General features: G+C 70.8%; 8 protein-coding genes. 4 read left to right on the top strand and 4 right to left on the bottom strand.

Annotated elements, in window-relative coordinates; translation table 11 throughout:
• The first annotated feature begins 31 nt into the window (after nucleotides 1-31).
• Nucleotides 32-1,231: an efflux RND transporter periplasmic adaptor subunit gene (locus tag BKK80_RS05890; protein ID WP_071068729.1), complete on the top strand. Its 1,200-nt coding sequence runs from the start codon at nucleotides 32-34 to the stop codon at nucleotides 1,229-1,231.
• Nucleotides 1,228-4,389, top strand: coding sequence for an efflux RND transporter permease subunit (locus tag BKK80_RS05885; RefSeq protein WP_071068728.1), 3,162 nt, complete (start codon nucleotides 1,228-1,230; stop codon nucleotides 4,387-4,389). Before BKK80_RS05890 ends, BKK80_RS05885 begins: the two co-directional genes overlap by 4 nt.
• A gap of 96 nt (nucleotides 4,390-4,485) precedes the next feature.
• Here BKK80_RS05885 and BKK80_RS05880 read toward each other — a convergent pair whose 3' ends face one another.
• A complete protein-coding gene (locus BKK80_RS05880) occupies nucleotides 4,486-4,878 on the bottom strand; it encodes a cupredoxin domain-containing protein (RefSeq protein WP_071011502.1) in 393 nt (130 codons plus the stop codon).
• A 51-nt stretch (nucleotides 4,879-4,929) separates the two neighbouring features.
• Entirely contained in the window at nucleotides 4,930-5,832 is a 903-nt protein-coding gene (locus BKK80_RS05875; RefSeq protein WP_071011500.1) for a metallophosphoesterase family protein, read from the bottom strand.
• Nucleotides 5,833-6,078: 246 nt separating this feature from the next.
• Here BKK80_RS05875 and BKK80_RS05870 point away from each other — a divergent pair, with 246 nt between their 5' ends.
• Both BKK80_RS05870 and BKK80_RS05865 read left to right on the top strand, forming a co-directional pair.
• A complete protein-coding gene (locus BKK80_RS05870; RefSeq protein ID WP_071011498.1) occupies nucleotides 6,079-6,705 on the top strand; it encodes an RNA polymerase sigma factor in 627 nt (208 codons plus the stop codon).
• Nucleotides 6,692-7,666: an anti-sigma factor family protein gene (locus BKK80_RS05865; protein WP_071068727.1), complete on the top strand. Its 975-nt coding sequence runs from the start codon at nucleotides 6,692-6,694 to the stop codon at nucleotides 7,664-7,666. The genes BKK80_RS05870 and BKK80_RS05865 overlap by 14 nt, the downstream gene beginning before the upstream one ends.
• A 22-nt stretch (nucleotides 7,667-7,688) precedes the next feature.
• Here BKK80_RS05865 and BKK80_RS05860 read toward each other — a convergent pair whose 3' ends face one another.
• Both BKK80_RS05860 and BKK80_RS05855 read right to left on the bottom strand, forming a co-directional pair.
• A complete protein-coding gene (locus BKK80_RS05860) occupies nucleotides 7,689-9,056 on the bottom strand; it encodes a GGDEF domain-containing protein (protein WP_071068726.1) in 1,368 nt (455 codons plus the stop codon).
• A 573-nt stretch (nucleotides 9,057-9,629) separates the two neighbouring features.
• Entirely contained in the window at nucleotides 9,630-11,867 is a 2,238-nt protein-coding gene (locus BKK80_RS05855; RefSeq protein ID WP_071068725.1) for a xanthine dehydrogenase family protein molybdopterin-binding subunit, read from the bottom strand.

Raw genomic sequence — 11,867 nt, 5'->3', positions numbered from 1 at the left:
CCACAGGCGCAACAAGACCGAGGCATTTGTCATGGCGTCAAGCCCCAACCGCCGCAAACTCCCGCTGCTCATCCTCGCCGCGCTGATCCTGCTCGCCCTGATCTGGTTCGCCGCCGGCTCGCTGGGCCGCATGCGCGCCCCCCAGCCCGCCGCGGCCGTCCCCGCCGTCAAGGTCACCACCGCGCTGGTGCGCGAGGAAGATGTACCGATCCGCCTGACCGGCGTCGGCACGGTGCAGCCCGTGGCCACCGTCACCGTGCGCTCGCGCGTGGACGGCCAGCTCGACCGCGTGGGCTTCACCGAAGGCCAGGACGTGAAGGCCGGCCAGCTGCTCGCGCAGATCGACCCGCGCACCTTCCAGGCACAGCTGCAGCAGGTCCAGGCACAAAAGGCGCGCGACGAGGCGCAGCTCGCCAACGCGCGCCTGGACCTGCAGCGCTACGAGGGCCTGATCAAGGAAAACGCCACCACCCAGCAGACGCTGGACACCCAGCGCGCCACGGTCAACCAGCTCGCCGCCGCGGTCAAGAACGACGAGGCCCAGGTCAACTACGCCAGCGTGCAGCTCGCCTTCACCACCATCACCGCGCCGATCTCCGGCCGCGTCGGCGCCCGCCTGGTCGACCCCGGCAACATCGTGCACGCGACCGACACCAACGGCCTGGTGGTGATCCGCCAGATCGACCCGATCGACGTGGTCTTCACGCTGCCGGAAGAATCCTTCCAGCGCATCAACCGCGCCATGCGCGCCAGCGGCGACAAGCCGCTGGCCGTGACCGCCAGCGAGCGCGCCTCCGGCGAGGCGCTCGGCAGCGGCGGCCTGATCCTGCTCAACAACACCATCGACACCACCTCGGGCACGATCCAGCTCAAGGCGCGCTTCGCCAATCCGTCCCACCTGCTGTGGCCCGGCCAGTACGTCAACGCCGCGCTGGTGGTCGATACGCGCAAGCAGGCCCTCACCATTCCCGCCGCCGCCGTGCAGCGCAGCCAGAGCGGCCCCTACGTGTTCGTGGTCCAGGCCGACCAGACCGTACGCCAGCAGGACATCGCGCTGGCCACCATCCAGGACGGCAAGGCCATCGTCGACAAGGGCCTGAACGCGGCCGACCGCGTCGTGGTCGACGGCCAGTACAAGCTCAAGCCCGGCTCGCGCGTGGCCGAGGGGCAAGCCCCGTCCAGGACCGCGGCCGACGCTTCGGCCGCGCCCGCCGGAGGCAGGAAGTCATGAGCCTTTCCACCGCCTTCATCAAGCGCCCGATCGGCACCACGCTGCTCGCCATCGCGCTGGCGCTGATCGGCGTGGCGGCCTGGCCGCTGCTGCCGGTGGCGCCGCTGCCCCAGGTGGATTTCCCCACCGTGCAGGTCTCGGCCAACCTGCCGGGGGCCAGTCCGGAAACCATGGCCTCCAACGTGGCACAGCCGCTGGAACGGCAGTTCTCGCTGATCGCGGGGCTCACGCAGATGACCTCGTCGAACTCGCAGGGCACCACGCAGATCACGCTGCAGTTCGACCTGAACCGCAATATCGACGCCGCCGCGGTGGACATCCAGGCGGCCATCAACGCCGCCAGCGGCCAGCTGCCGAGCAACCTGCCCTCGCCGCCGACCTTCCGCAAGGTCAACCCGGCCGATGCGCCGATCCTGGTGCTGGCGGTGCAGTCGGACTCGCTGCCGCTGACCGAGGTCAACGACTACGCCGACAACATCCTGGCGCAGCAGATCTCGCAGATCTCCGGCGTCGGCCTGGTCAATATCGGCGGCCAGCAGAAGCCGGCGGTGCGCATCCAGGTCGATCCGCAGAAGCTGTCCTCGATGGGCATGAGCCTGGAGGACATCCGCGGCGTGATCGCCAGCACGACGGTGAACCAGCCGACCGGCAGCACCGACGGCACGCACAAGGCCTTCAACGTCTACACCAACGACCAGCTCACCAAGGCCTCGCAGTGGAACGACATGGTGCTGGCCTACCGCAACGGCGCACCGGTGCGCGTGCGCGACGTGGGCGTGGCGGTCGATGCCCCCGAGAACATGAAGCTGGCCGCCTGGGCCTTTGCCGGCGCCGGCGTGCCGGAAGGCAACACGATCCACAACGGGCGCGCCATCATCCTGGCCGTCACCAAGCAGCCGGGCGCCAACGTGATCGAGACGGTCGAGCGCGTCAAGGCCGCCCTGCCCCGCCTGCAGGCCTCGATCCCGCCGTCGGTGCGGGTCAACACCATCGCGGACCGCACGCAGAACATCCGCGCCTCGGTGGCCGATGTGCAGTTCACGCTGGTGCTGACCATCGCGCTGGTGGTGATGATCATCTTCGTCTTCCTGCGCAACCTGCCCGCCACGCTGATCCCCAGCGTGACCGTGCCGCTGGCGCTGATGGGCACGGCGGCCGGCATGTACCTGCTCGGCTACAGCCGCGACAACCTGTCGCTGATGGCGATCACCATCGCCGTGGGCTTCGTCGTCGATGACGCCATCGTGGTGCTGGAGAACATCTACCGGCACGTCGAGGAAGGCATGGCGCCGATGGAAGCCGCCATCAAGGGCGCCGCGGAGATCGGCTTCACCGTGGTGTCGATCTCGGTCTCGCTGGTGGCGGTGTTCATCCCGCTGCTGCTGATGGGCGGCATCGTCGGCCGGCTGTTCCGCGAGTTCGCCGTGACAGTGACCATGACCATCCTGGTGTCGGTGGTGGTGTCGCTGACGCTGACGCCGATGCTGTGCTCGCGCTACCTGCGCCACACACCGTCCGAGCGGCACGGCCGCCTCTACCAGCTGTTCGAGCGCGGCTTCGACGCCATGCTGGCAGCCTACCGGCGCGGCCTGGACGTGGTGATGCGCCACCAGTTCCTGACGCTGTGCACCTTCATCGGCACCGTGGCGCTGTCGGCCACGCTGTTCGTGATCATTCCCAAGGGCTTCTTCCCGCAGCAGGACACGGGCTTCCTGTTCGGCTTCGCCGAGTCCGCCCAGGATGCGTCGTTCAAGTCGATGAACGCGCGCATGATCCAGCTCGCCGACATCGTGCGCGCCGATCCCGACGTGGCGGCGGTCGGCATGCTGGGCGGCCAGGAGACCGTCAACACCGGCCGCGTCTTCATCAGCCTGAAGCCCAAGGAAGAAGGCCGCACCGCCACCGCCGACGAGATCATCGCGCGGCTGCGTCCCAAGCTGTCCCGCGTGGAAGGCGCCAACCTGTTCCTGCAGGCCGGCCAGGACATCAACGTGGGTGGCCGGCTGTCGCGCACGCAGTACCAGTACACGCTGATCGACGCCAACCTGGACGAGCTCAACGACTGGGCGCCGCGCATCCTGGAGCGCTTCCGCAAGCTGTCGCAGCTCACCGACGTGGCCTCCGACCAGCAGAACGGCGCCGCCGCCGCGCGCCTGACCATCGACCGCGCACGCGCCTCCAGCTTCGGCATCACACCGGCGCTGATCGACGCCACGCTGTATGACGCCATCGGCCAGCGCCAGGTCGCGCAGTACTTCACGCAGATCAACAGCTACCACGTGGTGCTGGAAGCCACGCCCGCGCTGCAGGAAGACCCGAGCCTGTTCGACAAGCTCTACGTCACCTCGCCGCTCACGGGCCAGCAGATCCCGCTGTCGACCTTCGTCAAGATCGACACCGACCACACCGCCTACCTGTCGATCAGCCACCAGAGCCAGTTCCCGGCCGTGACGATCTCCTTCAACCTGGCCCCCAACGTATCGCTGGGCGAGGCGGTCAAGGCGATCAACGACGCGCTGGCCGGCATGGGCCGCCCGCAGACCCTGACCGGTGCCTTTCAGGGCACGGCGCAGGCCTTCGGTGCCTCGCTGGCCTCGCAGCCCTACCTGATCACGGCGGCGCTGATCGCGGTGTACATCGTGCTGGGCCTGCTCTACGAGAGCTACATCCACCCGCTCACCATCCTCTCCACGCTGCCGTCGGCGGGCGTGGGCGCGCTGCTGATCCTGATGGCGGGCGGCTACGATCTCTCGGTGATCGCGCTGATCGGCATCATCCTGCTGATCGGCATCGTCAAGAAGAACGGCATCATGATGGTGGACTTCGCGCTGGTGGCCGAGCGCGAGAAGGGCATGACGCCGCAGGAAGCCATCTACCAGGCCTGCCTGCTGCGCTTCCGCCCCATCATGATGACCACCATGTGCGCGCTGCTGGCCGGCCTGCCGCTGATGCTCGGCCACGGCGCCGGCTCGGAACTGCGCCGCCCGCTGGGCTACGCCATGGTGGGCGGCCTGCTGCTGTCGCAACTGCTGACGCTGTACACCACGCCGGTGGTCTACCTCTACCTGGACCGCCTGCACTACTGGTACATGCGGCGCAAGGCACGGCGCTCCGGCGGGGCAGGCGATCCGCACGCCCTGGCCGGCAAGGCTGACTGAGGCGGTGCGCGCGGGCGGCGGCGGCTTGCGCCGCCCCTGGCCGCGCCTGCCGGCCTCTCCTCCCCGTCCTCTCCCGCCCTTTCTTCCGCCCCAACCTCAGGCCGTCACCTCGATGAGCCCGTGCATGTCCTCGTGGCCGCTGCCGCAGAACACATCGCACAGGAAGGTGTAGCTGCCCGCCTTGGGCACCATCGCCGGCAGGCGCACGGTACGGCCCGGCACCAGGTCGGCGCGGATGCCCAGCTCGGGCACGGAGAAGCCCATGAAGGTGTCCTGCACGGTCAGCTCGAACACCACCGGCTCGCCCGCGCGCAGGGCAATGCGATCGGGCGTGAAGACGAAGCGGCGGGCATTCACCGCGATCACGCGGGGCGCTGCCGCCGCGCCCCGCACCAGCAGCGGCGTACCGGCCAGCGCCAGCGCCCCGGCCAGCGCACGGCCCACCCAGCGGCGTCGCTGCGGCGACGCGATCTTCGCAGCATCAGGCATGATGATTCCCCCTCTGGTCCGTTCCTCTCGTCCATTCCTCGCGTCCGCTCCTCACGCCCGCTCCGGCGCCGCCGCCAGGATCGGCTTTTCCACCAGCGCCACATCGGCCGCGTCCGGCCCCAGGCTGACGCTGCGCCAGCCCAGCCCGCGGTAGGGCTGCGCCGGATCCCACGGCACCGGCTGGCGCTGCGGCTGCGAGCCCGCCACCGGCAGCGGGAACATCAGCGAGCGCGCCGCATGGTGGGCGATATGCCCGGTCATGTGGTGGTGCTCCTGGTGGATATGGCCGTAGAAGACCGTCACGTTCGCGTGCGGCATCAGGCGCTCGACCACCTGGGCACCGTCGCGCGTGGCCCAGTCCCATTGCGGATAGAGATCGAACAGCGGCCGGTGCGTGAACAGCACGATGCGCGCATCGCGCGGCTGGCGGGCCAGGTCCTGCGACAGCCAGTCGAGCTGCTCCTGCCCGACCCGGCCGGCCGGGTCCGACACATTGTCCAGCACGATGAAGTGCACGCCCTTGTGATCGAAGACATAGTGCGTGGGGCCGAACAGTTCGCGGAAGGCCGCGCCGCCATCCAGCCCGGCGTCGTGCTCGCCCGGCATCAGGTGCAGCGTGTGCGACGCCGCCAGCGGTGCGACCACGCCCTGGAACTCGCGCATGCGGCGGCGCCGCTCGTCCGGATCGTCCACGCTGTGGGTCAGGTCGCCGGTGAAGATGATGAAGTCGGGCTTGGCCGGCAGCGCCTGCACCGCCGCCACGGCCTTGGGCAAGGTGCCGCGCGCATCGGGATTGGCCGGCCCCTGGAAGCCCCAGTGCGCATCCGACAACTGCACGAAGTAGAAATCCTCGTCGCGCGCCGCCGCCCAGCCGGGCAGGGCCGACGCAAACACGGCGCCGCCGGCGGCGCCTGCCAGGCGCAGGAAGTCGCGCCGGTTCCACTGATGGTTCATGGTGACTCCTTCGCAAGAAAAAGGTGCTACACCTGTTGTACCGGCGCGCGCGCCGGCTTATTCCCGCAACGTGCTCCGGCGGCATGCCGCCGCCGCGCCGCGCCGAACGGCACGCAGGCAGGCAGCGTGCCGCCGGGAATAAAGCGGCACGCGGCGCGGTATACCTTGGAAACCCGCCGGCGGACCCGGCCCCGCGTGCCACCGGCACGCGGCCCGGACCGGCGCGGCAAACCCCAAAGGAGGCATGTGGACGCTGCCGAACAGCGCCGTCGCTTCGAGGCCATCGTGCTGCCGCACCTGGACGCCGCCTACAACCTGGCGCGCTGGCTGTGCGGCGGCGGCACGGAGGCCGAGGATGTGCTGCAAGAGGCCATGCTGCGCGCCTACCGCTACTTCGACGCTTTCCACGGCGAGCAGGCGCGCCCGTGGCTGCTCGCCATCGTGCGCAACACCTGCGCCAGCACCTGGGAGCGGCGCGACCCGGCCCAGGCGGGCGACGGCTACGACGAGAACCGCGACGGCGGCGAAGCCCTGCCCGGCTGGCAGGAACCCGCGCTGGCCGGACCGGAACAGTGGCTGCTGCGCGCCGAGGACGTGCGGCTGGTGCGCGAAGCGCTGGCACGCCTGCCGGTACCCTTCCGCGAAGTCATCGTGCTGCGTGAACTGGAGGACCTGCCCTACCGCGACATCGCCCGCATCGCCGACGTGCCGATCGGCACGGTGATGTCGCGCCTGGCGCGCGCGCGCCGCCTGCTGGCGGACACCGTCACCGCACTGCGCACCGGGACACGGCCCGCGACGCGCCAGGCGGAGGCGGCGCGGAAGATCGACGCCGGCCTCGCCGGCAAGGAGACTGGCCATGGAATGCCGTGACGCGCGCGCCCTGCTGCAGGCCGGGGCCGACGACGAACTGGGCGCGGCCGATTCGCTCCGGCTGGAACAGCACCTGGACGGCTGCCCCGGCTGCCGCACCGAGCTGCAAGCCCTGCGCGCGCTGCGCGCCGCGGTGCGCGAGGGCGCGCCCTACTATCGCGCCGATGCCGCGCTGCGCGCGCGGCTGCTGGCGGCCCTGCCGGGCGGCGTGGCGATACCGCAAGCCGTGCCGGCCGCCACGGCCGCGGTGCATACCACCGCGCACGGCGCCACCGAAAACGCCCCCCATGACGCCACCCATGGCATCCCGGAACGGGGCAGCGGCGTGCCGGCCGAGCATGCCCGGCCGGCACCGGCGCCCGCGCGGCAGCCGGCGCGCGCCCGGCCCCGCTGGCTGCACTGGCTGCGCTGGTTCGACTGGCCGCCGGCGGCCAATGCCGCGATGGCCGCACTGACCGTCGCCACGCTGTCGCTCGGGCTGGTGCGCTATGCACAGTTGGGCCCCCAGGCCGACAGCCTCGCCAACGCCCTGGTCGACAGCCATGTGCGCGCCCTGCTGTCCGGCCGCAGCTACGACGTGGCCTCGTCCGACCGCCATACGGTCAAGCCCTGGTTCAACGGCCGCCTCGACTATGCGCCACCGGTCTACGACCTCGCCACGCACGGCTTCCCGCTGGTGGGCGGCCGCCTCGACCACGTGGCCGGACGCACCGTCGCGGTACTGGTCTACCGGCGCAACCTGCACCCGATCGACGTCTTCGTGCTGCCGGCGGACGCCGCCCGGCAGGCCGGCGCCATGCCGGTGCTGCGCGACGGCTACGTGCTGGAAAGCTGGCGCGCCGGCGACATGCGCCTGTGGGCCGTCAGCGATGCCGGCGCGCCGGAGCTGCGCGGACTGCGCGAGGCGTGGCTGCAGGCTTACGAGGCCGACATGGCGGCGTCCGGCGACACCCCGCGCTGACGCGGCCGCCTCGCGCCGGCACTCAGGCCGGCGCCTCCGCAAAGCGGACACAGTTGCGCCCGGCGCTCTTGGCCTCATACAGCGCCGTATCGGCGGCCTGGATGAGCTGCTCGGGAGGATCCGAGGCGCCCACCGCGCGGGTGGCGCATCCCACGCTGACGGTCACGTGGCCGATCCCGGCGGGCACCTCCAGGCGCAGCCGCGCCACCGCCTGCCGCGCGCGCTCGGCGACCGCGAGCGCCGCCTGCTCGTCGGTGGCGGGCAGCACCAGCGCGAACTCCTCGCCGCCGTAGCGGGCAACGAAGTCCGGCCCGCGCCGCACGACCGAGGCCAGCGCATGCGCCACCGCGGCCAGGCACTGGTCGCCCTTCCAGTGCCCGTAGGTATCGTTGTAGCGCTTGAAGTCGTCCACATCGATCATCAGCAGGGAGAGCTGCTGCCCGCCATGCGCGGACCGCTCCAGCTCGCGGCGATACTCGACATCGAAGTAGCTGCGGTTGTACACGCCGGTCAGGGCATCATGCATCGAAGCCTGGAGCAAGGAAGCGTGGGCCGCGAACAGGCGGCCATAGAGCGCGGTGACCTCCCAGACCAGCGCGCAGACCAGCACGCCCGGCGCGAGCATGCTGAACAGGCGCGCCAGGTACCAGCCGAGCGTGAAGCGGGCCGGGCTCAGCAGGTTCAGGGTGGTATCGGTAAAGCACGCCAGCACGGCGATCGCCAGCCACAGATCCAGCACGGCGCGCAGGCGCCCGCCCAGGATAACGATCGTGACCGCCAGCGCGTTGAGCAGCCAGACCACGGTGGCGGTGCGGTAGGCGATCACGCCCGCCACATGGTCCGGCAGCCCGAAGTCCGGCGCCTCCCGGGTATGCACGGCCAGCAGCCCGAGCAGCGCGGCGGCCAGCACCGGACCGCCGACCAGGACCAGCTTCCACCATCCGGCCTGCCGCGCGGCGAACAGTCTCGCCTGCAGCCGGTCGCGCGCCAGCACCGCCACGATGACGAAGAACGGGAAGCCCCCATGCCAGTACACCCACATCCAGGCCGCGCTATGCGGATTGGCGCCGAACAGGCCGGCCGGGGTGAACACGCCGGGGAACATCAGCAGTTGCAGGGCGACCGCCAGCGCGGTGAAGGCGTAGGCACCGCTGAGCGCGCCGAGCATCGGCTGCCGGGTGGCATGGAACTGCGCGCCCAGCAGGTAGGCCGCGATGCCCGCGGTGGTGAACACGGTCAGCGCGCACATCGGCATGAACGGCACGACCGCCGGCAACGGCAAGCTCGCGCGCGGCGACGCCGCCACCAGCGCGAGCAGGATCAGCAACGCGGCGGCGCCGGCGAGCAGAAGCTGCACGCGCGACGCGCGCTGTATCAGCAGGCCATCCATCGCAGTCGTCCCACTTCGCCTCCCCCCGCGCCCGGGTGTCGCGCAGCCGTTTCGAACCCGCCGTCGCCTGGGCACGCCCGGTCGAGCGGCGCAGCCCTGCCCGCAAGGCATCTCCAAAGCAGGCGATTACGAATGCATCCAACGTCACCTGCGGCAACCGTGCCGACCGCCATCGGGACGAAAGGCCGCCCGCCGGCTTCATGGTCAATCTTGGCGCGGGTTTCCCGCGTGACCACCCTACTTTAGTTGGGTGTCCGGCGCAAACCCTATCGCGCTGGACGAAGCCGGCAGGATGCGCCAACACCAATCGCCAAGCACGAGGTCTTGGCTCCCTCTCCCCGCACGGGGAGGGTGGGGGTGAGGGGTGGTTTAGCAAGGTGCCACGCATGACGAAGCCGTCGGTGTGGTCCGGCACGCGAGCGCAGAGACGAAGCCGACGGTGTGATCCAAGCCGCTGCGGTCAGCCAGCGCCTGCCCTCACCCCCAGCCCCTCTCCCGCAAGCGGGAGAGGGGAGCGAACCGAAGCCGATGGCCTACTCCAGACCGCCACGGCCAGCTGGCGCCTGCCCCCCTTCAAGCCAGCACGAACGGCAGTTGCCGCTGCCGCTTGCCGGTGAGCCGGTACAGCGCGTTGGCCATGGCCGGCGCGATGGCCGGCACGCCGGGCTCGCCCAGGCCGGAGGGGTTGTCCTGCGAGGGCACGAAGAACACGTCGACCACCGGTGCGTCGGTGATGCGCGGCGGCGGGTAGTCGGGGAAATTGCTGTTCTTCACCACGCCGTTCTCGATCTCGATGGCGAAGCCGGGCTTGGTCATGGCCAGGCCGAACACGCAGGCGCCCTGGATCTGGGCCTCGGCGCTCATCGGGTTGACCACGCGGTTGGCATGCACGCCGGCCGTGACGCGGTGCACGCGCGGTTCGCCCTTGTCCAGCGAAACCTCGGCCACATAGGCCACCACCGAGCCGAACGACTCGTGTACCGCCACGCCCCAGGCCTGGCCCTTGGGCAGCTTGCGCTTGCCGTAGCCGGACTTCTGCACGGCGAGCTGCAGCGCCGCGCGCTGGCGCGCGTGCTTGGCCTCGTCGTAGTGCGCGAGGCGGTAGGCCACCGGGTCCTGGCCGGCCGCCTCGGCCAGTTCGTCCACCAGCGTTTCCTTGACGTAGGCGGTATGCGTATTGCCCACCGAGCGCCACCACAGCACCGGCACATCCACCTGCGGATGGTGCACAGAGAGCTGCAGCGGCAGGCCGTACTCGTTCTCGACCAGCCCTTCGGTCATGGTCGAGTCGACGCCCCCCTTGACCATGAAGGCCTCGAAGGGCGTGCCCTTGAGGATCGACTGCCCGACGATCACGTGGCGCCAGCCCAGCACCTTGCCCTGGGCGTCCAGGCCGATGCGCGCCTTGTGCACATGCAGCGGCCGGTAGTAGCCGCCATGGATGTCGTCCTCGCGGCTCCACATCACCTTGATCGGCTCGGTATGCCCGTTGGCGATCCATGCCCGCATCACCTGCGCGGCCTCGACCAGGTAGTCGGAGGTCGGCACCGCGCGGCGGCCGAAGCCGCCGCCGGCCATCATGGTGTTGAGCGTGACCCCGGCGGGCGCCAGCCCGAACACGCGCGCCACCGCGGCCTGGTCCACAGTCTGGAACTGCGAGCCGACCCAGACCTTGAGCGCGGTGGCCTTCTTGCCGGACACCTCGGCCTGCAGCGTGCAGTTGAGCGGCTCCATCGGGGCGTGCGCCAGGTAGGGGAAGCGGTACTCGGCCTCGATGGTGCGGGCCGCGCTGCCCATCGCGCCCAGGTCCGCTTCGCGCGCCACCGTGCCGGGCTGGTCGGCGAGCTTGCCGTACTCATCGAACAGGGCCTTGCTGGAGACCTTGGAGCCGCTGTCCTCCCAGTCGATCTGCAGCGCGTCGCGCGCCTGGCGCGCCTGCCAGTAGCCGTCGGCCACCACCGCCACGCCGGTGCCGCCGCGGTCCACCGGCACCAGCAGCACATCGCGCACGCCCGGCATGGCGCGCGCCTTGTCGGCGTTGAAGGTCTTGACCTTGCCGCCGAAGCGCGGCGGCCGCGCCACCATCGCCACGCGCAGGTTGTCGAGATGGGTGTCGATGCCGAACAGCGTCGCGCCGCTCAGCTTGCCGCGCGCGTCCAGGCGCGGCACCGGCTTGCCCACCAGGCGGAAGCGCGCGGGATCCTTGAGCGTCACCTGCTGCGGCACCGGCAGCGCCATCGCCGCCTGCGCCAGTTCGCCGAAGGTGGCGCGGTGGCTGCCGGCGCTGACCACGCCCAGCTCGACTTTGCAGGCGGACGGATCCACCTGCCACTGCTTGGCCGCCGCGGCCACCAGCATGGCGCGGGCGCGCGCGCCCAGTTCGCGGTACTGCTGGAAGGAATGGTTCAGCGCGGTCGAGCCACCCGTCATCTGCATGCCGAACATCGGGTCCTTGTACGGGTCGCCGGCCGGCGCCAGCACGGCGCGCACGTTGCGCCAGTCGGCATCGAGTTCCTCGGCCAGCGCCATCGGCAGCGCGGTGTGCACGCCCTGGCCGAATTCCAGCCGGTTGACGGCCACGGTGACGGTGTTGTCCGGCGCGATGGTAAGGAAAGCCTGCGGCGGTGCCGGCGGGGCCTTGGGGGCACCGCCTGCCTGCGCCGTGGCCAGGGCCGGCGCCACGCCCAGGGCGAGGCCGCCGCCGGCAAGGCCGGTCAGCTTGAGGAAGCCACGGCGGTTCAGGGTGGCGGTGCCGGCCTCGCCGGCGGGACGGTTGCCGCCCGCCAGCGCTTCGAGTTCGCGGATGCGCAT

Origin of the sequence: Cupriavidus malaysiensis (genome assembly GCF_001854325.1) — a bacterium.
Classification (GTDB): Bacteria; Pseudomonadota; Gammaproteobacteria; order Burkholderiales; family Burkholderiaceae; genus Cupriavidus; species Cupriavidus malaysiensis.
This window is presented reverse-complemented; position numbering and strand designations above follow the sequence as displayed.